The following is a 23,062-nucleotide window of genomic DNA, read 5'->3' as shown; positions in this document are numbered from 1 at the left end:
TGTGCGTCGCGGTGTACGACGGTCTGGCCCACCCGGCTCAGGAGCATGTCCGTTCGGTGGCGGCCCGGTCCGCGGACGGTCCGCACCTGGACATCGGTGCCCATACGATCGCCGGCATGAGTGCTGGTATCGGTCACAGCCACGGCTGACGCCCGGCGGTCCGACCCTGAGTTCAAAGGGATTTGGGTCTCAGAGATTGACAGATGAGAGTCCGATGGCGACTCTTTCTGTTATTCGAAATGGTGTGGGAGCGTTCACAGTCATGTGGCTGCAGAGAGCAGATCGCATGCATCGCCCCCCACCGCCTCGGGCCTTTGTACCTCCGCATCAGTGGTGACAGGAGGCACGTCATGCGTGAGTCACGGCCGGTCGGCGTTCGGCGGCCGCCACCGCACCGTGCGTGTTCAGCGGAAGCCGCACCATCGCCCCGTTACCCCACCTGACGCTTCCTCACCAGTGAAGCGACCGGGCCGCGATACCCGCACCTTCCCCCACGAGCAACCCCCCACTCACACAGGAGTTCATCCATGAGCATGCAACGGCGCACCTTCCTGGCCCTGAGCGCGGCCGGAGCAGCGGGCGTGGGCGCGTCCCTGCTCGGCACCGGGCAGGCAGGCGCCCTCGTCAGGCCGCAGGGCGCACCGACCACGCCGTTCGCGGTCGGCGTGCGCCGGTATGACTGGACCCGTGGCAGCCGCCGGTGCACCACCTACGTCTACTACCCCGCCACCGGCACCCCCGGCGGCAGCCCGGTGACGAACGCCCCTGTCGCAGGCGGTGTCTTCCCCGTCTACAACTTCACCCACGGCTACGGAAGCAGCCCGCAGAACTCCCTGTTCATCATCCGGGCCCTGGCCTCGGCGGGCTTCGTCGTCCCCGCCCCGCACTTCAACCACAACTTCAGCGACGTCAACAACGGCAACTCCTCCAAGGACGTCTCGCAGATCCTCACCAACACCCTCGCGCTCAACGCGAGCGGTCCGCTGGCCGGGCACATCAACACCGGGATCGGCGTCGGCGTCTCGGGCCACTCCCTGGGCGGCATGATCACCCATGGCCTGCTGACCTCCTGGCCCGACCGCCGGATCGTCTCCGCCAACCCGCAGTCCTGCGTGGACATGGGCAACCCGTCCAGTTCGGTCTCCGCCAAGGTGCTGTTCGTCCACGGCGACCGGGACTCGACCACGCAGTACTCCTCGGCCCGGCAGGCGTACAGGGAGATGACCTGGCCCAAGGCGTTCCTCACCTTCGTCGGCGGCAGCCACACCAGCTTCTGGAGCGACCAGCGCTTCCCGAGGACCGTCGTCGACTGGGCCCGCTGGACCATGCACGGCGACACCGCCGCACGGGACCGCCTCCCGGCTGACGCGGCCGGATCCAACACCAGGTGGGAAGCCGCCCTGGGCTGAGGAGCAACCGCTCCACACGCCGGCGTGACGTTCCCGCACGTGAGGATCGTCAGACAGACAGAACTGTCATGATCGCGTCACTCGACGACGTGCGCGGCGGCCCTCCCCTGATCATCCACGAACGCGGACAGCGAGGCGCTCGGTCGCCGGCTCCACGACGGGCGCTTCGCTGCTCGTGCCGTCCCACAGGGGATGCCGACACGGGCAACCTGCCAGGAGGTACTGATGCACGATCCAGTGGACCGTTCCCTCCGGCGGTTTCCACGCCGGACGCTGCTGGCCGGGGCGGGTGCGGTGATGTCTGCGGCCGGCCTCGCAATGGTGTCTCCGGGCACCGCGGGTGGGGGGACGACTGGAACCACAAGTTCTACTGCGCCGACAGTACCGACGGCCTGAAGAGTCCCTCCGCGGGGATGGCACCCCGTCGGCCACCACCCCGTGATCCACCACCAGGCATGCACATCCCCCCACACCGGAGGTCACTGTGACCGACTCTGACCCTCGTCCCCGCACGGCGCCGCGTCAACGAAGAATCCGCCGAGCCTCGGGCGGCCGAGTGGCGGGCGTCCTCGCCACCGCACTCGCGCTGGCCGCCTCCGCGCTCACCATGCTTCCCCAGAGCGCGCAGGCCGCGACCGCGCGACAGGTGGAGCGCCTCGACCGGGGACTGACCAGCGTCCACACCAGCAGCGGAAACCTGGTGTCGTGGCGCTGGCTGGCCACCGACCCGAACGACGTGGCGTTCAACGTCTACCGCGGCGCCACCAAGCTCAACTCCTCGCCGATCACCGGCTCCACGAACTACTTCGACTCCGGCGCCCAGGACTCCGCCGACTACACGGTGCGCCCGGTGGTGAACGGCACCGAGCAGGCCCCCTCCGAGCGCGCGTTGCAGTTCCGGCCGGGTTACCTGGACGTACCGATCTCGCCGCCGGCCGGCGGCACCGCTCCGGGCAACTCGGCGTACACCTACGAGGCCAACGACGCCAGTCTCGGAGACCTGGACGGCGACGGCAGGCTCGACCTGGTCCTGAAGTGGTATCCCACCAACGCCAAGGACAACGCCCAGTCCGGCTACACCGGCAACACCATCGTCGACGGCATCAAGCTCGACGGCACCCGGCTGTGGCGCATCGACCTGGGCCGCAACATCCGCTCCGGCGCCCACTACACGCAGTTCCAGGTGTACGACTACGACGGCGACGGCAAGGCCGAGGTCGCCATGAAGACCGCCGACGGCACCCGCGACGGCACCGGCGCGGTCATCGGCAACTCCTCCGCCGACCACCGCAACTCCAGCGGCTATGTGCTCTCCGGCCCCGAGTACCTGACGATGTTCAACGGGCAGACCGGCAAGGCGATGGGGACCGTCGACTACGTCCCGGGCCGGGGCAACGTCTCCTCCTGGGGCGACAACTACGGCAACCGTGTCGACCGCTTCCTGGCCGGAACGGCGTACCTCGACGGCGCCCGCCCGTCGCTGATCATGGCGCGCGGCTACTACACCCGGACGGTGATAGCCGCCTGGGACTGGCGAGGCGGCCAGTTCACCCGTCGCTGGACCTTCGACACCACCTCCTCCGCCAACAGCGGCAAGGGCTATGACGGCCAGGGCAACCACAGTCTGTCCGTCGCCGACGTCGACGCCGACGGCAAGGACGAGATCGTCTACGGCGCGATGACCGTGGACGACAACGGCTCCGGGCTGTGGACCACCAGGCTGGGCCACGGCGACGCCGGTCACGTCGGGGACCTCAACCCGTCCCGCGCGGGCCTGGAGTACTTCAAGGTCTCGGAAAGCTCCGGCCAGCCCGGCTCGTGGATGGCCGACGCGCGCACCGGCCAGATCCTGTGGCGTACGGCCTCCGGCTCGGACAACGGCCGCGGGGTCGCTGCCGACGTCCACGCCGGCAGCCCGGGCGCCGAGGCCTGGTCGGCCACCGACACCACCCTGCGCTCGGCGACCGGCGCCTCCCTGGGCCGGGAGCCGTCCAGCATGAACTTCCTGTCCTGGTGGGACGGCGACCCCGTCCGCGAACTCCTCGACGGCACCCGCATCGACAAGTACGGCACCTCCGGCGACACCCGCCTGCTGACCGGATCCGGCGTCCACTCCAACAACGGCACGAAGGCCACGCCGTCCCTCTCCGGAGACATCCTCGGCGACTGGCGTGAAGAGGTCATCTGGCCGACGTCGAACAACAGGGCCCTGCGGATCTACTCCACGCCGCACCAGACGAACACCCGCATCACGACCCTGCTCCACGACACCCAGTACCGCACGGCCCTGGCCTGGCAGAACACGGCGTACAACCAGCCCCCGCACCCGAGCTTCTTCATCGGCAACGGGATGGCGGCGGCTCCACGGCCCACCGTCTACACGCCCTGAACCCCGGCCCGCTCGGCCGCCCATGCTCCACCGCATGGGCGGCCGACCAGGGGCGAGGGGGGCTGGTTCGCTGTGAGACCCGCCGCGGCCGAGGTGCGCAACGGCGCCCTCAGGATGAGTGGCTCCGCCGTATCGGCGCGAAACGCCTCCTGCGGCGACCCACCGCCCCACTCACCTGCACCAAGCCCTGGAAACACCCACCCCCACGTCCCCCCACGACCAACCGCCCGTCGGCCGCCGCGACTCACGCGCGGCCGGCGCGCCGGAAGGAGCGACCATGCACCCCACCGAGGCATCCGGTTCCGGGCGGATCAGCCGCAGGACCCTGCTCAAGGCCACCACCGCCACCGCCGGGGTGATCGCCACCGCCGCCGCGCTCGCCGAACTCGAGACGCCGGCCAACGCCGCCGCGGGTTTCGTCAAGGGCGTCGACATCAGCTGGGTGCCGCAGATGGAGGCGCGCGGCTTCTCCTGGAAGAACGCGAGCGGACAGAAGCAGGACCTGCTGACCATTCTCAAGGGGTACGGCATCACCGCCGTGCGGTTGCGCACGTTCGTCAATCCCTCCAGCAGCCCGACCGACGGGCACTGCGGCATCAACGAGGTCGCCGCCTTCGCCAAGCGGGTCAAGGCCGCCGGAATGTCGATCATGCTCGACTACATGTTCGGCGACACCTGGAACTCCGTCGGTGTGCAGAACCCGCCCGCCGCCTGGCGGAACATGAGCTACAGCCAGATGCGCACCGCGATGAGCACGTACGTGAACCAGACCATGACGGTCATGAAGAACAACGACGTGCTCCCCACGTGGGTGCAGATCGGCAACGAGATCAACAGCGGGATCTGCCGCCCCGTCGGCAGCGTCTCCAACCCGGCGCAGATGACCGGGCTGCTCAACGCGGCGTACACCCAGGTCAAGGCGGTCTCGCCGAACTCGATCGTGTGCATTCACCTGGCCCAGCCGCAGAAGTACGACGTGATGACGACGTTCTTCAGTCGTTACGCCGCGAACGGTGGCAAGTGGGACATGTCGGTGTTCTCCTCCTACGGCAGCGCCGACGTCGCCCCCGGGATCGTGGGGAACATGAAGAAGATCTCCACGCAGTACGGAAAACCGTTCCTGCAGAGCGAGTTCGGCGGTCGGGTGGACAGGGCCTCCTCCACCCGGGCCTCGCTGGTCGCCTACACCAAGGCGCTGAAGGCCAACGGCGGGCAGGGCATCTTCTACTGGGAGCCGGAGTGCATGTCCCCGTTCACCGGCTACAACATGGGCGCTTGGGACTCCGCCACGCAGCGGCCCACCGTCATCATGGACGGCTTCACTCAGGCCTGAGTGACGGGCGGTCGACCTCAACCCGGTATCGACTCGGTCAAGGATGGGATTGGTGATTGTAATGAGCATGTCATTGGCGCGCTCCGGAGGGCGTGGGGTCCGGCTGGGCGCAGCGGGCCTGCTGACGCTTGGGATGCTGGTCGGCACCGGCGCGGCGCATGCCGATGCCGCCGCGCGGGCTCTGCCGGCCGGTTGTTCCGGCACTGCGCCGATCAAGTGTCACTACGCGGTCTCACCCGGCAACTACGACGTGACGGTCTCCATCGGCGGCACGGCCTCCGCCGGGCAGACCGAGATGTGGGTGGAGGCCCGGCGTCTGATGCTTCCGGCGACGAAGACGGCGGCCGGTGCCGTCGCCACGTACTCGTTCACGGTCAACGTGCGGCAGCCGGAGGGGCAGCCGACCGGCCAGGGCGGCAACGGCAACCCCGGTCTGGACATCCGGTTCGCGGGCTCCAACCCCCAGGTCTCGGCCGTCTCGGTGAAGCCGGCTACCCAGCCGATGGTCGCCTACCTGGCCGGTGACTCGACCGTGTGCGACCAGCTGATCGCCCCGTACACCGGGTGGGGTCAGATGATCACGCCTGCGGTGCGTCCCGGCGCGGTCGTCGCCAACTACGCCGACTCCGGAGAGAGTTCGGGCAGCTTCCGGAACAACTCGGCGCTCTTCCCGGCCCTGCTGTCGAAGGTCAGGGCGAACGACGCGGTCTTCATCCAGTTCGGCCACAACGACAAGCAGACCAGCGCGTCCGCCTTCCGGAGCAATCTCACGTCCATGATCACGCAGGTCCGTGCGAAGGGCGGCGTCCCGGTCCTGGTGACCCCGCCGGTTCGCCGGCAGTTCAACGGCAACCGGCTGACGGCAACGGCGCTGCACGTCAACGGCGTGGGCGTGAACCTGCCCGCCGAGATGCGCTCGCTCGGCGCGGCGCAGAACGTGCCGGTGATCGACCTGACCACCAAGAGCAAGACGCTGGTGGAGTCCCTCGGCCCGTCCGCCTCCGCGCAGCTCTTCCTGCGCTCCTCCGTCGACGGCGTCACGGACAACACCCACTTCTCGCAGTACGGCGCGACCCAGATCGGTGGGCTGGTGCTCCAGAGCATCCGGGAGCAGCGCCTGCCCCTGGCCGCGCACCTGCGCTGACCGACGCCCGGCGGTGCCCGTCTGTGGGAAGGACCTGATGGACCTGATGAACAAACTTCGGATACTCGTCACGACCGCGCTGGTGATCGCCTTGTCGAGCCTCGGCGTCAGCGCCGCCTCGGCGGTCGACAGGGTCGCGGCGAACTGCACCGGCGCCTCCCGCGCCGAGGCCCCGGCCGCACGAGCGGCGGCCGCGCCGGTCACGGTGTGGCTGGCCGGCGACTCCACCATGGCCAACCCGGGCTCGGCCCGTTGCCCGGTCGGCTGGGGCAGCCAGTTCGACGCCCTGTTCAACGGCGATGTGACGGTCAGGAACCAAGCCGTGGGAGGCCGCAGCATCCAGACCTGGCTGTACGAGGGGAACGTGAGCAGCACCAAGGGCTCCGACGGCGAGTGCCGCCTCACGTCCAACACGTACTCGTCACGCTGGCAGGCGATGCTGAACGCAAGCACCGGGATGAAGGCAGGTGACTACCTGTTCATCCAGTTCGGCATCAACGACTCCTCCTCGACCTGCCCACGGCACGTCGGCCCGGCCCGGTACGAGCAGCTGATGACCATGATGGCGAAGGCCGCCCTGGCCCGGGGCGCACACCCGGTGCTGCTCACCCCGGTGGCTGCCATCACCTGCTCCGGCAGCACGGCGACCAAGAACCGCGGCTTCGTCTCCCAGACCTTCGCCGCCGGATCCGCAACCGGAGCGCCGGTCATCGACCTGCAGTCGCTGAGCGTCTCGCGTTACAACAGTCTGCGCTTCTGCCCGCACAACGGCGACTTCGGTTCGGGGCCCGTGGGCGCCTTCTTCTGCAACGACCGCACCCACTTCGAAACCTACGGCGCGCAGCAGGTCGCCGGGCTCGTCGCCGGTGATGTGCGCCGGCAGGGCCTCCCGCTGGCCGCGTATCTCAGGTAACGACGGGCTCTGAAGCGGCCCGGCCCAGTCTGATGCGGCACCTCGCAACGCCCGGATCCGCCGACCGTGGCGGACCCGGGCGTCTGCTTGCGGCATCGGCGGCGAGCGTCACCTCGCCAGTGGTGGCCGTTGTCCGGCGAGTCGTTCGACCTGCTGGTGGAGGTGCTCCACGTGGTGCTCGGATTCCGGTTTCATCAGCACGCTGCGGAGGATGCGGGCGCCGTCGGCGTCCGCGGTGATTTTGGGGTGGCGTGCGGCGAACGCCTCGCCGTCGGCGCGCAGGGTGCTCAGGAACACCGGTTCGGGGCTCGTCATGCCGTCCGTCAGGATACGGGCGGAGGCACTGTCGATGCCGCTCAGGGTGGCGGGGTCGACCACGGGGAAGTAGCTGACGATGTCCAGTTCCGGCTGCTGGTAGAGCTCCAGGTGGTCGGAGGTGGTGATCAGTTGTGCCCACTTCAGTGCGGCCCGGCGGCCCGCCGCCAGGACCCGGCCCAGGCCGTCGGCGGTGGGCGGGAGGAGTTGGAAGGTGAGCCAGAGCGCGGCGGCCGAGGCGCCGGCGCGTGAGCATTCCAGGCTGATCTCGCCGAGGTGGAGGTCCGTGGAGGTGAAGTACGTGTAGGGCGAGTCGTGGAGGTAGAAGCGCCCCACCTCCGGGTCGCGGAAGAGCACGGCACCGCACCCGTAGGGCTGGAGCCCGTGCTTGTGCGGGTCGACGACGACCGAGTCGCATCGGGCGATCGCCTGCCAGGGCTCGGGCGCGAGTCCCTCGGGGCCCTCGGCGCCGGCCAGCAGGGTGAAGAAGCCGCCGTAGGCGGCGTCGATGTGGAACCGGACGCCGTAACGCTCTTTGAGGAGCAGGGCCTCGTGGATCGGGTCGACGACCCCCAGCCCGGTGGTTCCGGCGGTCAGTACGACCGTGCCCACCCGGCCGCCGCGCAGCAGGTCCTCCAGCGCGTCGAGGTCCATGCGTCCCCGGTCGTCCGTGGGGACCGCGTGTCCCTCCATCCCCAGCACACGGCACATGCGGCCGTGGGTGTAGTGGGCGTCCGCGCTGTACGCGACACCTCGGCCGGGGTGGAGTTCGCGGGCGACGAAGAGGGCCTCGAGGTTGGCGATCGTGCCGCTGGTGGTGAGGTGGCCGAGGTGGGTGTCGTAGCCGAACATGGCGGCCAGCTGAGCGACGGCCTCGCGTTCCATCCGGGCCGTGGCGGGGCCGCCGTCCAGAGCGTGGTTGTTGGGGTTGATCAGCATGGCGGTGAGGTAGCCGACCACCGCGGCCGGGTGCGGGGGCTTGAGCATCTGTCCCGCGTAGTGCGGGTGGAAGAAGGGGTAGTTGTCCTGCAGTCTCCCCGTGAACTCCTCGAAGGCTGTGGCGAAGCGGCCGTCGTCGACCTGGAGCGACGGGTGCGGCTGGTAGGGGCCGAAGGTGTCGGCCCAGTCCTGTATCGCGTGGGCGGCTCGGCCGAGCCAGTGCTGCAGGTCCATGGGGGTCCCTCTCTCCGTTGGGGCCGACGGGATGGCATCCACCATAGAATTTAGCTGAGCAGTCAGCAATTGAATGCTCAGTAATTGAGACGTCAGTAGGTGATGGAGCAGTAAACTCACAGGCCAGGACCATCAGGATGGGAGGACCTGGGCAGGTGAATGCCGCGACCCGGCGGGGCGACGAGGCCGCCCGTGCCGCCAACAGTCAGCTCGTTCACGACTTCGGGCTGCTGATCAAAGCCGCGACCCGCCTGGAGCAGCGGATCGACACCGCGCTGCGACGGGAGTGCGGGATCAGTCACACGATGCTGGAGGTCCTCATCAGGCTGTGCCGCAAGCCGGGCGAGGAGATCTCCCAGCGTCGGCTCGCCGAGGACCTCACCCTCACCAGCAGTGGCACCACCCGGCTGATCGACCGCATGGAAGAAGCCGGCCTGGTCTGTCGTGTCCCGTCACCGGACGACCGCAGAAGCGTCCTGGTGGAACCGACTGATCACGGTCGCACCGTGTTCCTCCAGGCCGCGACCGTGCACTCCGATGTCGTCGAGCGGTACTTCGTCACGCCCGTGGCCCGCGACGACTACACCCGGCTGACCGGCGCGCTGAGCGACATCAACGAGGCGCTGCGCGAGGCCGCCGACTGACCTCACCGGCCCATGGCGGCTTCCGCTGCGGTTGGTGGGTCCCGGCCGGGCCGGGGGATGCTCACTGTGGCGCGCCGTTAGCTCCTGGCACGTGATCGCCGGACCGGCCGCGCCACGCGTCCGCCGGCGCAGAAGGCTGTACGCGGTCGGCGTGACGCCGTGGCTGCAGCCCGCCGCAGTGCTGCCGCAGGCAGCCGCATACCGTGTCGTCCAGGAGGCCCTGACCAACGTCCGTCGTCACGCCGTCGTCGGCCTCGTCGAACGCGTGTCGGACAGCTCTGCCTGCTACTGCCAGACGTACCAACGGCAGTGGTAGCCACCGGAGTCGTCCCAAAACTGTGCGCTCGTTGTATCGCGCCGCGTGCAGCACAGTGGAGGTCATGCCGCACCGAAGGCCTGGTGAGGCGGCTGCCGGACGCGATCAACCCCTGGCCGCCGCACTCCTCCCGGGCCGAGGGCCCGGCTCGTCCGCCGCGGCGTGGACCGTTTCCCGTACGCACGCCGATTCGTGCACATGACGGTGGTCGGCACCGCCATCCGTCTTCCGTCGACCAAGAGAGTGGGCATGTCCATCGAACCCCCCGAGTCAACTGTTTCTCCTCCCGAGGGATCGCCCGAGGGACCTGTGTCCGCCCCGTCCCGGCGCACGTTCATCGCTACCACCGCCGTCGGCGGTGCGGTCGTGGTCGGCGGCCTGGCAGCGGGGCAGTCCGTGTTCGGCGCCGAGCCCGCGGACGCCGCCCGGCAGCCGCGTCTCCCTGACCGTCAACGGCGAGCGGCGCACCGTCACGGTCGACAACCGGACCTCCCTGCTGGACCTGCTGCGCGAACACCTGGGGCTGACCGGTTCGAAGAAGGGCTGCAACGCCGGTGCCTGCGGCGCCTGCACGGTCCTGGTCGACGGACGCCGAGTCAATTCCTGCCTGACACTGGCGGTCCGGATGGAGGGCGCCGAGGTCACCACCATCGAGGGCTTGTCGAGGGGTGAACGACTGCACCCGCTGCAGCAGGCGTTCATCGATCAGGACGCCTTCCAGTGCGGCTACTGCACTTCCGGCCAGATCGTGTCCGGCGTCGGTTGCATCGACGAGGGGCACACCGGCTCACCGGAGGAGGTCCGGGAGTTCATGAGCGGCAACATCTGCCGCTGCGGCTGCTACGTGAAGATCGTGCGGGCGGTCGAGCAGGCCGCGCACGGGAAATGAGGCACGGTCCCCATGCATCCCTTCTCCTACACCAGGGCCGCCGACACCCGGCAAGCCCTCGACGCGGGCCGTGACGGCAGTCGTTACATCGCCGGCGGCACCACGCTGGTCGACCTGATGCGCGAGACCGTCGAACGCCCCCGCACGCTGGTCGACATCAGCGGCCTGCCGCTGCGCGACATCGTGGTCACCCGGCGCGGGGGCCTGCGCATCGGCGCGCTGGTGCGGATGTCCGAGGTCGCCGCCCACCGGGGGGTGCGCGCTCTGTTTCCGGTGATCTCGCAGGCGCTGGAGCTGAGCGCGTCGGCGCAGCTGCGCAACATGGCGACCATCGGCGGCAACATCATGCAGCGCACCCGGTGCACGTACTTCCGTGATGTGACGGCCGCCTGCAACAAGCGTGAGGCGGGCTCCGGTTGCGCTGCCCTGCACGGCGTCAACCGCACCCACGCCATCCTCGGCACCTCCGACGACTGCGTGGCCACCCATCCCTCCGACGTCGCCGTGGCCTTCGCCGCCCTGGAGGCGACCGTGGTCCTGCTGGGACCGGACGGCGAGCGGACCGTGCCCTTCGCGAACTTCCTGCTCAAGCCGGGCAGCACACCCAACCGCGAACAGGCCCTCCGCCGGGGTGAGTTGATCACCGCAGTGGAGATTCCGGCCCTTCCGCGTCCGCTGAAGTCGGGTTACCTGAAGGTGCGCGACCGGCAGTCGTACGAGTTCGCGCTCACCTCGGCGGCCGTCGCCCTGCACATCAGCGGCGGGGTGATCCGCCAGGCGAAGGTGGCCGCCGGAGGCGTGGGCACCGTGCCCTGGAAGCTGCCCGCCGTCGAGCGGGAGCTCATCGGCAGGCGGCCGTCCGACGCCCTGTGGACCACGGCCGCCGAACACGCCGCCGACGGGGCCCGGCCCCTCCAACACAACCGTTTCAAGGTCGAGTTGCTCAAACGGACCGTCGAGCGCCAACTGCGCATCGTAGGAGGTGGCAAGTGAGCCCGCAGCCGCAGGCAGCCGTCGGCGCCCCGCTGTCCCGGGTGGACGGACGGCTGAAGGTGACCGGCCAGGCCAAGTACACCGCCGACCACGACATCGACGGAGTCGTCCACGCCGTCATCGTCGACAGCAGTGTCGGCCGCGGACGGATCACCGGCATCGACACCCGCACCGCCGACGCCCAGCCCGGCGTCCTGGGCGTCATCAGCCACCTCGACAAACCCGCGCTGGCCTACCGCGACAACCCGGGCGCCTGGTTGGACCCCCGCGACGGCGAACGGCTGCACGTCTTCCAGGACGACAAGATCCGCTTCATGGGGCAGCCCGTCGCCGTGGTCGTCGCCCGCACACTGGAGGCCGCACAGCACGCCGCGGACCTGGTGAAGGTCTCCTACGACGCCGACAAGCCGTCGACCGACATGGCGGCATCCGGAGTCCGGGAGAACGACCCCCTGCCGCCGCAGAACTACGTGCGCGGCACCCCCGAAGACGCACTGGCGTCGGCGGAGGTCAAACTGGAGGGCACCTACCGGCTCACCCGTAACCACCACAACGCGCTGGAGCCACACGCCACCATCGCCCGCTGGGACGGCGACAAGCTCACCGTGTGGGACAAGAGCCAGTGGGTGGTGGGCGCGCGGGACGAACTCGCCGCCGTGTTCGGCATGTCGGCGGAGAACGTGCGCGTCATCTCGCCGTTCGTCGGCGGCGCGTTCGGCAACGGGCTGCGTACCTGGCCGCACACCACCATCGCGGCCCTCGCCGCCCGCCAGATCCGCCGCCCGGTCAAACTGGTCCTGACCCGCGAGCAGCTGTACTACGGGGTGGGCTACCGGCCCGCCTACGACTACGGGCTGCGTCTGGGCAGTACCCGAGGCGGACGCCTGACCGCGGCGGTCCACCGGATACGGGCCGAGACGTCCTCGTACGAGCACTACGTCGAGGGCGTGATGAACCCGGGGCAGATGCTCTACGCCACGCCCCACGTCCGCCAGGCGTATCGGACCGTGCCGCTGGACGTGAACACACCGACGTTCATGCGGGGTCCCGGCTGGTCCAGCGCCGCCTTCGCCATCGAGTCGGCCATGGACGAACTCGCCCACAAAACCGGCATCGACCCGATCGAGCTGCGGCTGCGCAACGAACCGCAGGAGGACCCTGCCAACGGGCTGCCCTGGTCCACCCGGCGCCTGAGCGAGTGCCTGCGGACCGGAGCCCGCGAGTTCGGCTGGCACCGGCGCAACCCCAAGCCCCGCTCCCGGCGGGACGGCGACTGGCTGATCGGCATGGGCATGGCCAGCGGTATCTACGACACCCTGCGCATGCGGTCCGAGGCACGGGTCAGGCTGGACGCCGACGGCACGGCCCTGGTCCAGGCGTCGACCAGCGACATGGGCCCCGGCACCTACACCTCCATGACCCAGCTCGCCGCCGACGCCCTCGGCCTGACCATGCGCACGGTCCGCTTCGAACTCGGCGACTCCACCTTCCCGGCGGCTCCGCCGCACGGCGGATCGCAGACCATGGCCGGCGTCGGCTCCGCCGTCCAGGACGGCTGCGACAAGCTGCGACAGGAGGCGATCAAACTCGCCGTCGAGGACGAGCGGTCACCGCTGCACGGCGTCGACGCCGACGACATCGTGGTCCGCGGCGGCCGGCTGCACATCAAGGGCAACCCCGCGCGCGGGGAGACCTACCGGCAACTGCTGGCCCGTAACAGCCGTACGCACCTGGAGACGCGCGGGATCTTCACCCCGAGCGGCGACGACCGGCACTCCATGAACGCCTACAGCGTGACGTTCGCCGAGGTGGCCGTCGACCGGCGGCTGGGCCTGGTGCGGATGCGGCGCATGCTGGGCGTCTACGACGTCGGGCGGATCATCAGTCCCAAGCTCGCCGACAGCCAGGCCCTCGGCGCCATGGTGGGCGGCGTCGGGCAGGCCCTGCTGGAGCACACGGCCACCGACCACCGCGACGGCCGGATCGTCAATGCCAACCTCGCCGACTACCTCGTGCCCGTCAACGCCGACATCCCCGACATCAAGGCAATCTATCTGGACGGGGAGGACCTTCACGCCGACCCCATCGGCGTCAAGGGCCTCGGCGAGATCGTGAAGGTCGGGGTCGCGCCGGCCATCGCGAACGCGGTCTTCAACGCCACCGGCCGCCGCGTCCGCGACCTGCCCATCACCGCCGAAGCCCTGCTCTGAACCCCGGGCGGCAGGGGCCCCTCCCGCCCCCCGGGCGGGGCCTTGAGAGCCGTCCCACTGATCGGCTCGCCGCCGTGCCCTCGATCCCCCCATGCCGGCGCGGCGGCGGGCTTCCCAACCTCCCGCAGGAGAGCCACTCATGCTGAACATCGCGGACACTCTGTACCGCTGGTGCCGCGAGGCCCGCCCCTTCGCCCTGGCCACCGTCATCCAGGTCAGCGGCAGCGCACCCCTGCCACCCGGCACCGCACTGGCGGTGGACACCGACGGCGAGGCGGTCGGCAGCATCTCCGGAGGGTGCGTGGAGGGCGCCGTCTACGAGCTGTGCCAACAGGTGCTGGAGACGGGCGAACCCCCGATACGGGCCTCGTTCGGCTACTCCGACGACGACGCCTTCGCCGTGGGCCTGACCTGCGGCGGGGAGCTGGAGGTCCTGGTGCAGCGGGTCGACCCCGCCGACCAGCCCCACCTCACCACCACCCTGGAACAGGTGTCGGCCGGAGTGCCCGTCGCCGTGGCACAGGTGATCGGCGGGCCGCAGCGCCTTCTCGGCCGCACCCTGTCCGTTTTCGGGGGCGGCAGCGCGTACGACGGGACACTGGGCAGCCGGCAGGCGGACCGGGCGGCGGCCAACCAGGTCCGCGCGCTGCTTCGGGCGGGCCGGACCGCCCACGTCGAGGTCGGCGGGGACGCCGACACCTGCCCGGAGAAGCTGACGCTCCTGGCCCACACCCAGGCGGCGCCGCCCCGCATGCTGATCTTCGGCGCCGTCGACTTCGCCGCCGCCCTCAGCCAGGCCGGACGCTTCCTCGGCTACCACGTCACCGTCTGCGACGCCCGCCCCGTCTTCGCCACCACTCAGCGCTTCCCACACGCCGACGAGGTCGTCGTCGACTGGCCCCACCGCTACCTGGAGGCCACGGAAGTCGACGCCCGTACCGCGATCTGCGTCCTCACCCACGACGCCAAGTTCGACATCCCCCTGCTGCGCCTGGCCCTCGGTCTCCCGGTCGGCTACATCGGCGCGATGGGCTCCCGGCGCACCCACGAACACCGCCTGGAACGTCTGCGTGAGACCGGCGTGCCCGAAGAGCACCTCGCGCTCCTGCACTCGCCGATCGGACTCGACCTCGGCGCCCACACCCCTGAAGAGACAGCGATCTCCATCACCGCCGAGATCATCGCCCACATCAACAACGGCACCGGCCTGCCCTTGTCCCGCGTCCCCGGTCCCATCCACGGTTCCGCCCCGGTGGCCGGGATGTCACCCTCCTCGGTGCTGGCCGCATGACGGCGTGACATGCACCGGGGAGATCAGCGCAGCGGCTCCATTTCCCAACTGGCCAGCATCCGCAGGGCTTCCTCCGAGCGGGAGCCCGGCTCGGCGTGGTAGGTCATCAGCCGCATGGGGGCGCCCCCCGGCAGCGTCATGGGTTCGTGGACGAGGTCGAACTCTCCCACGAGCGGGTGCCGCACCCGCACGGGCTCGCCGGTGCTCTGGCAGCTCACCTCGTGCCGTGCCCACAACTGCCGGAACTCCTCACTCTTCTGCGACAACTCCTGGATCAGCGAAGAGAGGTATGAATCCCCGGGGCTCTTGCCGGCGTTCATGCGCAGCACGCCGGCGATTCTCAGAGCGCTACGGTCCGGGTCGGCGAAGCGGTCGCGCGCCTCGGGCGAGAGGAAGAACAGCCGGGCCACGTTGCGCTCCTCGGGCGCCAGTTGGGCCCAGTCCCCGAAGACGGCGGTGGCGAGCCGGTTCCACCCCAGGATGTCCAGGCGTCGGCCGACGACGTAGGCGGGTACACCGAGCGAGTCGAGCAGGTGCTGGACGGTGGGCCGCAGTCGCTGCGGCGAGGGTGCGGCCTGCGCCGTGCTCTGACGCTCGGGCTGAGCCAGCCGGACCAAATGGTCACTCTCCTCCTGGCTCAGACGCAGGGCGCGGGCGACGGCGTCCAGCACCTCGGCCGACATGGTCTCGCCGTAGCCCTGCTCCAGGCGTGCGTAGTACGCGTACGACATTCCCGCCAACTGCGCCAACTCCTCGCGCCGTAGTCCGGGAACCCGCCGCCGCCCGTACGAGGGCAGGCCCACGTCCTCAGGCCTGAGCCGGGCCCTACGGGAACGCAGGAACTCCCTCAGTTCAGTACGCCGGTCGAGTCCGGACGTCACCTGGTCACCGTGCGCCACATCTGAAGACATCTCTGTCCTCCAGTTGTCAAACGTGCCTCGCTGATGCGGGGCAGCGTACAGCATCGAATCCACGACTCATCTTGATACTGAGTCTCAGTCCGATGTGGGTGGCCGCCCACGGCGAGACGATCATTCCGCTGAAGCTGGACGTCACCGACAAGGCCGCCGTCACCGAGGCCGTCCAGCGGGCGCACGACCTGCGCGTCTCAGGGTGCCGTCGCGTAACCGGACGCCGGCAGCGCCCTCAGGGGCGGCGCTTTTCGCAGCTCTCAACCCACCATAGGTGACGAGCAGTTGGCGACGATATGTGTACGCGGTAACCCGTCCCGGTTGTTCACCAGCCGGTGACGCGCTTCCAGAAGCCCAGGATCTCCGGTGCCGTCCAGGCCGGTGACCAGGCCGTATCCCTGGTCCTGCGCCTGGACGGCGGTGCCGCGGTCGCGGGGCATCGCCATCCAGCCGCCGTCGGTGACGATCCAGCCGTACTCGGGGCGGTGGCCGATGACGGTGACGACGACGGACAGGGCGAGGTCCTCGATGCGGCAGACGCCGAGGCCGGCCATCACCAGGTCGAAGAATTCGGGTGGTCGTCCAGTAGGCCGGGTCGGTTTCGGCGAGGTGATCGGTGTCACTCGGGTCTGATACTCGGTATCAAATTGAGCCCTTGTTGTACCCTTCTGGCATGAACGAGACCGCCCGTACCGCCGCCCAGCCCGCAGGCAAGCCGCCCGGCTTGCGTGAGCGCATGCGTGCGACGGTTCGGACGGAAGTGGTCGAGGTGGCGCACCGGCTCTTCACCGAGCAGGGGTTCGACAAGACGACCGTCGACCAGATCGCCGCCGAGGTGGGTCTGTCGCGCGCCAGCCTGTTCCGGTACTTCGGCACCAAGGAAGAAATCGTCCTCGGGCGCTTGGCGGAGTCCGGCCGCCGGATCGCGGAGGCGCTCGCCGCCCGCCCCGACGACGAGCGGCCCTGGGAGGCGCTGCGCCGGTCCTTCGATGTCCTGACGCGGATGAACGAGCAGGCGCCCGAGCAGGCACTCAGCTATCTGCGCATGCTCCAGGAGACCCCGTCGCTGCGCGCCGGGCACCATGAGAAGCAACGGAGCTGGCAGGAACTGCTGGTGCCGGAGATCGCCCGGCGACTCGGGGTCAGCCCCGACCGGCCGGAGGACACCAGGCCGAGCGCGCTGGTCGCCGCCGCGCTCGCCTGCCTGGACGTGGCCGCCACGGGGTGGGTGGCTTGCGAGGGCGCTGTTCCCCTGGCCGTGCTGCTCGACCGGGCGATGGGCGCGCTGGAGGAGCAGCCAGGCCTCGCGTGAGCGTAAGGGCCTTACGCGCCGGTGTACCGGGAGGCGCTCGTCGCCGAACTGGTGCAGTGGGTGCGCGAGCACCGGTTCGCCGCCGTGTTCGGGGCGTCCGGCAGCGGTAAGTCGTCGTTGCCGCGGGCGGGACTGATTCCGTGGCTGCGGCAGACGGCAGACGGCAGACGGCGGACGGCGGACGGCGGACGGCAGGGGCGGGACGGGGAGTTCCTGGCCACGGCGGACGACCACGAGCTCGCCGTATGGCGGCTGGCCAGTGGCGGTACTCAGGTCTTCCACCGGCCGCTGTCCGGTGCGGACATGCGCGGGCTGACCTGGGACCCGGGCAGGCATGGCCTCCTGCGCTACCTCGACGGCGCCACGTTCCACTGCCTCGACCTGACCGACCGTCTCACCTCGCAGTGACAGAGCACGCGCGAGGGAGGTCTGCTCGTGAGCTCCGACGATCAGCACGTCGATCCGGAGTCCGGAAGGTCGCCGGACGGGCGCTCGCCGACGGCCGTGAGGTCACCGCGCCGGCGTTCAGCCCCGACGGCTCCCGGCTCGCCTTCGGCGACGCCACCGGGCACGACACGCTGTGGGACGGCGACCTCCGTCACCGTGCTGACCGGCACCTCCGACACGGTGTCCCAGGGCGAGCCGGAGGCGGTGGGGGCGCTCGCCTTCTCGTCCGACGGCAGCACCCTGGCCGTGGGCGGCGCGCGCGGGACCTTGCGGATGTGGGACACCGAGGGGCAGCAGCTCCTCGGGTCGGACCTGCCCGCGCCCGGCGACGAGATCCGGTCCCTCGCCTTCGCCGAGGACGGTGGCACGGTGTACGTCGGCGGCCCCCACGTGTCGCTCCAGCGTCTGACCGTCGCCCTTGCGCCAATAGCGGATGAAAAGGTGAAACAAGCAGAAAAGGGGCAGGGGTTCGATTTTTCAGACGGCCGTGTGGGTCGCTGAAAAACGCCTCTGACCTGGAAGATCACTGACCAGAACGACCGCGGTGTCCCGTCGGCGGCGGCCGCGAATCCCCTAAGTCAGGTTCTGGTCTCACGCATGCGCACTCACACTCTTGTCCCCTCCCTTCTGCTGCTCGGCGCCCTCTCCTTCACGGCGGCCTGCTCACCCGGAACGTCCGGGTCCCCGGATGCGGCATTCGCCCGGCCCGGTTCCACTCCCGTCCCCTCGCCCGTCCGAAGTGTCGACCCGTCGAAGATCAAGGGCCTGGAGATCGTCAGCGACAACAGTGAAGACAAGTCCTGCCCCTTCGCGACGAGCTACCCCGACGTGCCCGGCGCCGAAGCGATGACGGTAGCGATGAAGCAGTACGTGGAGCGGCGCCTGGCCTCCTTCCGCTCGGGCTCGGCGGTGTGCGAGGACGGCACCGGCGGCGCGGAGGGCATCGAGCTCAACATCAGCCACCAGTTCCTGGTCGCCTCCGGCGACGTCCTCGGCGTCCGGCTCAGCACCCATGACCCCAGCGGCGCCGGGTCCGGTCAGTCGGCGACGACGTACTGGTACGACGGCAGGGCGGGCGCGTACCGAACGGCCCTCGGGCTCGTCGCCGAAGGCTCCCGGGGTGCCTTTCTCGGCGCCTTGAAGGACCGGCTCGAGGGGCGCGAAGGCGTGGATGCCGCCTCCCTCGACAACACGTTCTCCGACCCGGACTCCCGCGCCGCCGCCCTGGACGACATGGCGTTCACCGCCGACGGCGGCCTGCGGGTGGCCATCGACCAGGGCGACGTGAGCGCACCGGCCGCCGGGGCCTTCACGGTGACGCTCTCCAAGGAGACGGTCACCCCCTGGCTGTCCGCTTTCGGGAAGCGTGTCCAGCGGCAGACGGTGACGCCCAGCCGTTCGCTCGACCTGGGCGCGACGCACATCCCCACGCCGGCTGTCCCCACCCACACCGCTTCCGGCGACGACGACACCGACTGCAGGAGGCTCAGGTGCCTCGCGCTGACCTTCGACGACGGACCGGCGGTGCCGGAGACCGCGACCCTGCTGACCTAGCTGGCGCAGCACAAGGCGCGCGCCACCTTCTTCACCGTCGGCCAGAACGGCGCCACCCACCCCGATCTCACCAAGCCCGCCTCCCGGCAGGTCGCCTCCCGGCTCAACCGCACGAGCGCCGCCATCAAGGCTGCCACCGGCAAGACCCCCAGCCTCTTCCGCCCGCCCTACGGTGCCGTCAACAGTGTGTTGTGACGTGGGTCACGCGATCCCAATAGTTACCTTGAGGTGACTGGTTACCGATCGTAAGGATTGGCAGCACCAGGGAGAACGCAGGTTGAAGGAGTGAGTGTGATGACCGGTACGAACGTCGATACCGCCCGTGAGTACTTCCAGGCTGTGCAGCAGGGTGACTTGGCCAGGGTGGGTGAACTCCTCGACGAGGGGATCGTCTGGCACCAGCCCGGCTCCAACCGGTACTCGGGCGAGCAGAAGGGGCGCGACGCCGTCTTCGCGATGCTCGGCGGGATGATGCAGACCAGCCAGGGTTCCTTCGCGATCGACGCCGTCCATAGCCTCATGGGCAACGACGACATGGTGGCGGCCACCATCCACTTCTCCGGCCGGCGCGACGGCGCGTCGATGAGCATGGACGGCGTGGACGTCCTGCGCGTCAAGGACGGGAAGATCGTCGAGGTGTGGCTGTTCTCAAGCGATCAGGCGGCCGAGGACGAGTTCTGGGGCCGGTGAGCCCGCCGGGTTCTCCAACCGGCCGCAGCGCCGCGACGCATCAAGGCCTTCCCGACCGCCGGTCGGGAAGGCCTTGTGCCGTCGATGGCCGGGGGAAGCGCTTGGAGGCGTCAGCGTTGGGCGTCGTAGGCTTCGCGTGCCGCGAGTACGGCGGGAATGTGCGCCTCGGCCCACTGTCCCAGAGCGCGTAGGGGGGCGTGCAGGGTCTGCCCGAGTGCGGTCAGTTCGTATTCGACCCTGGGCGGTATTTCGGCGTACGCGTGGCGCGCGACGAGCCCGTCGCGTTCGAGGTCCCGCAGGGTGTCGGTGAGGACCTTCGCGCTGATCCCGTCGACCGTGGTGCGCAGGTCGCCGAAGCGCATCGGGCCCGGGCCGAGTGCGATCACGATCATGGCGGTCCACTTGTTGGCGATCCGGGCCAGTGAAGTGCGGGACGGGCAGGTCGCCGTGAGCACGTCGAACGCCGGGTGTTGTGACATGCGTCGCGCACCTCCACCGGTTACGTCGGGGTGAATAGTTACCGATGGTGAGTATAGGGGAACCCGGTCCCCGACAACCGGCCTACTCGGCCTTGATGGCGTTCAGCATGTCGAGCTTCGCGGCGCTGCGCGCCGGCCACATCGCGGCCAGGACGCCCACGAAGGCTGCCAGGACCAGGAAGATCCCGATCCGGTCCCACGGGACGACCAGCGCGTACTTCGGCAGATCGCCCTTGATGGTCTGGCCGATCGCCCAGCCCAGGAACGTGCCGAGGGCGACGCCGACCACCGCGCCGAAGACGGAGATGACCACGGCCTCCAGGCGGACCATCCGCTTCACCCGGGGACGGTCCAGGCCGATCGCCCGCAGCATGCCGATCTCCTGCTGACGCTCGAAGACCGACATGGCCAGGGTGTTGACCACCCCGAGCACCGCGATCAGCAGCGCCATCGCCAGCAGCCCGTACATGATGTTCAGCATCATGTTGACGGCGCCGCCGAGTTCGTCGCGGATGTCCTTCTGGTCCATGACTGCGATCGCCGGGTTCTTGCCGAGGGCGCTGATCAGCGCCTTCTCGTTCGCGTCGCTCGGGCCGCCGTCCATCTTCACGAAGATCCGGGAGATGTACGGCTCCGCCTCGTGCGGGGTGACGAGCTTCGTGTCCACCAGCACCGAGGAGAGCACCGCCCCCTCCTCGTAGACGGCGCCGACCTTCAGTGAGCCCTTCTTGCCGTCCTCGAACGTGACCGGCACCGTGGCACCGACCTTCCAGCCCTGCTCGGTGGCCGTCTTCTCGTCGACCGCCATCTGCCCCTTGCCGAGCGAACTCAGCGAACCGTTCACCACATCGATGTCGAGGACCCGCTCGACATCGCCCGGCGTGACGCCCGTCGCCGACACGAAATCGTCCTTGAGGCGGAAGTACGCCGACTGGTCGGGCGAGAGCGCCGAGACACCCGGCGTCCTGTCCAGCGCGGTCAGCGCGGACCGGTCAAGGCCACCGCCGGCGGCTGTCTCGACCATGTAGTCGGCCTTGATCTGCTCGGTGGTCGCCCTGTCCAGCGCCGCGCCCATCGAGACGCCCAGCACCGACAGGCCGGTGACCAGCGTCAGACCGATGGCCAGCGCGGAGGCGGTGGCGCCGGTTCGGCGCGGGTTGCGGACCGCGTTCTGCCCGGCCAGCTTGCCGGCCACCCCGAAGGCACGGACCAGGAACGGCCGTACGAGCGCGATGACCGGGCGGGACAGCAGCGGGATCAGTACGATCACGCCGATCAGCGCGAAGAACACACCGCCGCCGATGATCTCCCGGCCCTGCTCGCCGATCGCGGCACCCGCCGTGATCAGCGCGGCGCCGAGCGCGGTGACAGCGGCCCCGATGGAGTTGCGGACGACCAGCGACTTGGTGGTCGGCACCGCGTGGACACTGTTCATCGCCGCCACCGGCGGGATCTTCCCGGCGCGGCGACCGGGCAGCCAGGCCGCGAACATGGTGACGAGGATGCCGACGGCGAGCGCGGTGATCAGCGGCGTCGTACCGATGACGAGAGGGCCGGCCGGCACCTTCATGTCGAACGCGGCCATCCCCGAGCGCAGCCCGGCGGCCAGGGCGACACCGAGTCCGAAGCCGACCACGGAAGCGACCAGGCCGACCAGACCGGCCTCGGCCAGCACGGAGCGGGTGATCTGCTTGCGCGAGGCACCCACCGCGCGCATCAGAGCGAGTTCCCTGGTGCGCTGGGCGACCAGCATGGTGAAGGTGTTGGCGATCAGGAACACGCCCACGAAGAGCGCGATGCCCGCGAAGCCCAGCAGCATCTGGTTGAGGCTGCTCATGTCCTGCTCGATCGTCCAGGCCTGATCCTCGGCGAGCGTGGCGCCCGTCTTCGCCTCGGAGTTCTCGGGCATCAGCGGCTTGATCGCGTCGAGGATCTTCTCGTCGTCGGCGCCGGGCGCGGCGGTGACGGTCACGTCCTGGTAGTGGCCCGGCTTCAGGTAGAGGCGTTGGGCGAGGGAGGTGTCGAAGAGGACCAGGCTGCCGCCGACGCTGACGGCGCCGTCGTCGGTGGTGAAGACACCGGTGAGCGTGAACTCCTTGACCGGGCCGTTCGTGGCGACGCGTACCTTGTCGCCGACCTCGTACTCGCCCTTGGCGGCGGTGTCCTTGTCGAGCGCGATCTGGTCGTCCCGCACCGGGCCCGCGCCGTCGGTGAAGTCGTAGGCGGGGTCCTCGCCGTCCTTGCCGGGGGCGAAGTTGGAGCCCGTGTTGGACCAGTCGGCGCCGATGAGCTTGCCGTCGGGATCGGCGACCCCGGCGAAGCCGTTCACCCGTCCGGTGACGGAGGCGACCCCGTCCAGCTTGCCGATCCTGTCGAGCGTCCGCTGGGACAGGCCCGCCTCCTGTCCGCTGTCGCTGTCGACGTAGGAGGTGATGCCGACGGCGACATCGTCGTAGCTCTTGGCCGACTGTTTGCGGAAGGCGTGGGAGAGGGTGTCGGTGAAGACCAGCGTGCCGGAGACGAAGGCCACGCCGAGCATCACGGCGAGCACGGTCATCAGCAGCCTGGCCTTGTGCGCGAGCACATTGCGCAAGGCGGTACGGAACATGAGTTGTGGGTCCTGGGGTGGGTGTCCGGTGGCGTACGGGGA

General features: G+C 69.6%; 19 protein-coding genes and 3 pseudogenes. 17 read left to right on the top strand and 5 right to left on the bottom strand.

The window, feature by feature from the left end; translation table 11 throughout:
* The first annotated feature begins 527 nt into the window (after positions 1-527).
* The 5 genes from ACIBNA_RS21675 to ACIBNA_RS21655 all read left to right on the top strand — a co-directional run bounded on the left by ACIBNA_RS21675 (position 528) and on the right by ACIBNA_RS21655 (position 7,188).
* The gene (locus tag ACIBNA_RS21675; RefSeq protein WP_399166784.1) at positions 528-1,409 is read left to right on the top strand and encodes an alpha/beta hydrolase family protein; all 882 of its coding nucleotides are present in this window, start codon (positions 528-530) and stop codon (positions 1,407-1,409) included.
* A gap of 607 nt (positions 1,410-2,016) precedes the next feature.
* Positions 2,017-3,798, top strand: a complete 1,782-nt coding sequence (locus ACIBNA_RS21670; protein ID WP_399166789.1) for a rhamnogalacturonan lyase — start codon at positions 2,017-2,019, stop codon at positions 3,796-3,798.
* 277 nt (positions 3,799-4,075) lie between these two features.
* Positions 4,076-5,131 (top strand): glycosyl hydrolase 53 family protein, encoded by a 1,056-nt coding sequence (locus ACIBNA_RS21665; RefSeq protein WP_399166783.1) that lies wholly within the window; start codon positions 4,076-4,078, stop codon positions 5,129-5,131.
* A gap of 67 nt (positions 5,132-5,198) precedes the next feature.
* Entirely contained in the window at positions 5,199-6,275 is a 1,077-nt protein-coding gene (locus ACIBNA_RS21660) for a rhamnogalacturonan acetylesterase (RefSeq protein ID WP_399166782.1), read from the top strand.
* Between the two features lie 46 nt (positions 6,276-6,321).
* On the top strand, positions 6,322-7,188 hold the full coding sequence (locus tag ACIBNA_RS21655; RefSeq protein ID WP_399166781.1) for a GDSL-type esterase/lipase family protein: 867 nt from the start codon (positions 6,322-6,324) through the stop codon (positions 7,186-7,188).
* A gap of 108 nt (positions 7,189-7,296) precedes the next feature.
* On the opposite strand, the gene ACIBNA_RS21650 is transcribed toward ACIBNA_RS21655, so the two are convergent.
* Positions 7,297-8,676, bottom strand: coding sequence for a pyridoxal phosphate-dependent decarboxylase family protein (locus tag ACIBNA_RS21650; RefSeq protein ID WP_399166780.1), 1,380 nt, complete (start codon positions 8,674-8,676; stop codon positions 7,297-7,299).
* A gap of 155 nt (positions 8,677-8,831) precedes the next feature.
* Between ACIBNA_RS21650 and ACIBNA_RS21645 the strand changes: the two genes are divergently transcribed.
* The 6 genes and pseudogenes from ACIBNA_RS21645 (at position 8,832) to ACIBNA_RS21620 (ending at position 15,019) form a co-directional block, all read left to right on the top strand.
* Positions 8,832-9,320, top strand: coding sequence for a MarR family winged helix-turn-helix transcriptional regulator (locus tag ACIBNA_RS21645; protein WP_399166779.1), 489 nt, complete (start codon positions 8,832-8,834; stop codon positions 9,318-9,320).
* Positions 9,321-9,411: 91 nt separating this feature from the next.
* Positions 9,412-9,636 (top strand): hypothetical protein, encoded by a 225-nt coding sequence (locus ACIBNA_RS21640; RefSeq protein WP_399166778.1) that lies wholly within the window; start codon positions 9,412-9,414, stop codon positions 9,634-9,636.
* A 249-nt stretch (positions 9,637-9,885) separates the two neighbouring features.
* Positions 9,886-10,525: pseudogene (locus tag ACIBNA_RS21635) on the top strand ((2Fe-2S)-binding protein).
* A 12-nt stretch (positions 10,526-10,537) separates the two neighbouring features.
* Complete coding sequence (locus ACIBNA_RS21630) at positions 10,538-11,518, top strand: FAD binding domain-containing protein (protein ID WP_399166777.1); 981 nt, start codon at positions 10,538-10,540, stop codon at positions 11,516-11,518.
* Complete coding sequence (locus ACIBNA_RS21625) at positions 11,515-13,728, top strand: xanthine dehydrogenase family protein molybdopterin-binding subunit (protein ID WP_399166776.1); 2,214 nt, start codon at positions 11,515-11,517, stop codon at positions 13,726-13,728. The genes ACIBNA_RS21630 and ACIBNA_RS21625 overlap by 4 nt, the downstream gene beginning before the upstream one ends.
* A 139-nt stretch (positions 13,729-13,867) precedes the next feature.
* The gene (locus ACIBNA_RS21620; protein ID WP_399166775.1) at positions 13,868-15,019 is read left to right on the top strand and encodes an XdhC family protein; all 1,152 of its coding nucleotides are present in this window, start codon (positions 13,868-13,870) and stop codon (positions 15,017-15,019) included.
* 23 nt (positions 15,020-15,042) lie between these two features.
* Here ACIBNA_RS21620 and ACIBNA_RS21615 read toward each other — a convergent pair whose 3' ends face one another.
* Positions 15,043-15,930: a helix-turn-helix domain-containing protein gene (locus tag ACIBNA_RS21615; RefSeq protein WP_399166774.1), complete on the bottom strand. Its 888-nt coding sequence runs from the start codon at positions 15,928-15,930 to the stop codon at positions 15,043-15,045.
* A gap of 311 nt (positions 15,931-16,241) precedes the next feature.
* A pseudogene (locus ACIBNA_RS21610) lies at positions 16,242-16,499 on the bottom strand (DSD1 family PLP-dependent enzyme); the annotation flags it as partial.
* 104 nt (positions 16,500-16,603) lie between these two features.
* On the opposite strand from ACIBNA_RS21610, the gene ACIBNA_RS21605 reads away from it, so the two are divergent.
* The 6 genes and pseudogenes from ACIBNA_RS21605 (at position 16,604) to ACIBNA_RS21580 (ending at position 19,933) form a co-directional block, all read left to right on the top strand.
* Positions 16,604-17,242 (top strand): TetR family transcriptional regulator, encoded by a 639-nt coding sequence (locus ACIBNA_RS21605; protein ID WP_399166773.1) that lies wholly within the window; start codon positions 16,604-16,606, stop codon positions 17,240-17,242.
* Between the two features lie 27 nt (positions 17,243-17,269).
* A pseudogene (locus ACIBNA_RS21600) lies at positions 17,270-17,410 on the top strand (hypothetical protein); the annotation flags it as partial.
* Positions 17,411-17,845: 435 nt separating this feature from the next.
* Complete coding sequence (locus ACIBNA_RS21595) at positions 17,846-18,190, top strand: WD40 repeat domain-containing protein (protein ID WP_399166772.1); 345 nt, start codon at positions 17,846-17,848, stop codon at positions 18,188-18,190.
* A 96-nt stretch (positions 18,191-18,286) separates the two neighbouring features.
* Complete coding sequence (locus ACIBNA_RS21590; protein WP_399166771.1) at positions 18,287-19,243, top strand: hypothetical protein; 957 nt, start codon at positions 18,287-18,289, stop codon at positions 19,241-19,243.
* A complete protein-coding gene (locus tag ACIBNA_RS21585) occupies positions 19,244-19,438 on the top strand; it encodes a polysaccharide deacetylase family protein (RefSeq protein ID WP_399166788.1) in 195 nt (64 codons plus the stop codon).
* A 99-nt stretch (positions 19,439-19,537) separates the two neighbouring features.
* Positions 19,538-19,933 (top strand): nuclear transport factor 2 family protein, encoded by a 396-nt coding sequence (locus tag ACIBNA_RS21580; protein WP_399166770.1) that lies wholly within the window; start codon positions 19,538-19,540, stop codon positions 19,931-19,933.
* Between the two features lie 110 nt (positions 19,934-20,043).
* Here ACIBNA_RS21580 and ACIBNA_RS21575 read toward each other — a convergent pair whose 3' ends face one another.
* A complete protein-coding gene (locus ACIBNA_RS21575) occupies positions 20,044-20,412 on the bottom strand; it encodes a winged helix-turn-helix transcriptional regulator (protein WP_399166769.1) in 369 nt (122 codons plus the stop codon).
* Positions 20,413-20,494: 82 nt separating this feature from the next.
* Complete coding sequence (locus tag ACIBNA_RS21570; protein ID WP_399166768.1) at positions 20,495-23,020, bottom strand: ABC transporter permease; 2,526 nt, start codon at positions 23,018-23,020, stop codon at positions 20,495-20,497.
* Positions 23,021-23,062 lie beyond the last annotated feature (42 nt).

This window comes from Streptomyces sp. NPDC050164, assembly GCF_044459945.1.
GTDB classification, from domain to species: domain Bacteria; phylum Actinomycetota; class Actinomycetes; order Streptomycetales; family Streptomycetaceae; genus Streptomyces; species Streptomyces coeruleorubidus_A.
The sequence above is the reverse complement of the archived record's forward strand: the minus strand, read 5'-3'. Positions and strand labels throughout refer to the sequence as shown.

Coding starts and splice junctions, on each gene's coding strand:
- ACIBNA_RS21675 (WP_399166784.1), top strand. CDS start 528: ATGAGCATGCAACGGCGCACCTTCCTGGCCCTGAGCGCGGCCGGAGCA.
- ACIBNA_RS21670 (WP_399166789.1), top strand. CDS start 2,017: ATGCTTCCCCAGAGCGCGCAGGCCGCGACCGCGCGACAGGTGGAGCGC.
- ACIBNA_RS21665 (WP_399166783.1), top strand. CDS start 4,076: ATGCACCCCACCGAGGCATCCGGTTCCGGGCGGATCAGCCGCAGGACC.
- ACIBNA_RS21660 (WP_399166782.1), top strand. CDS start 5,199: ATGTCATTGGCGCGCTCCGGAGGGCGTGGGGTCCGGCTGGGCGCAGCG.
- ACIBNA_RS21655 (WP_399166781.1), top strand. CDS start 6,322: ATGAACAAACTTCGGATACTCGTCACGACCGCGCTGGTGATCGCCTTG.
- ACIBNA_RS21650 (WP_399166780.1), bottom strand. CDS start 8,676: ATGGACCTGCAGCACTGGCTCGGCCGAGCCGCCCACGCGATACAGGAC.
- ACIBNA_RS21630 (WP_399166777.1), top strand. CDS start 10,538: ATGCATCCCTTCTCCTACACCAGGGCCGCCGACACCCGGCAAGCCCTC.
- ACIBNA_RS21620 (WP_399166775.1), top strand. CDS start 13,868: ATGCTGAACATCGCGGACACTCTGTACCGCTGGTGCCGCGAGGCCCGC.
- ACIBNA_RS21615 (WP_399166774.1), bottom strand. CDS start 15,930: ATGTCTTCAGATGTGGCGCACGGTGACCAGGTGACGTCCGGACTCGAC.
- ACIBNA_RS21605 (WP_399166773.1), top strand. CDS start 16,604: ATGAACGAGACCGCCCGTACCGCCGCCCAGCCCGCAGGCAAGCCGCCC.
- ACIBNA_RS21590 (WP_399166771.1), top strand. CDS start 18,287: ATGCGCACTCACACTCTTGTCCCCTCCCTTCTGCTGCTCGGCGCCCTC.
- ACIBNA_RS21580 (WP_399166770.1), top strand. CDS start 19,538: ATGACCGGTACGAACGTCGATACCGCCCGTGAGTACTTCCAGGCTGTG.
- ACIBNA_RS21575 (WP_399166769.1), bottom strand. CDS start 20,412: ATGTCACAACACCCGGCGTTCGACGTGCTCACGGCGACCTGCCCGTCC.
- ACIBNA_RS21570 (WP_399166768.1), bottom strand. CDS start 23,020: ATGTTCCGTACCGCCTTGCGCAATGTGCTCGCGCACAAGGCCAGGCTG.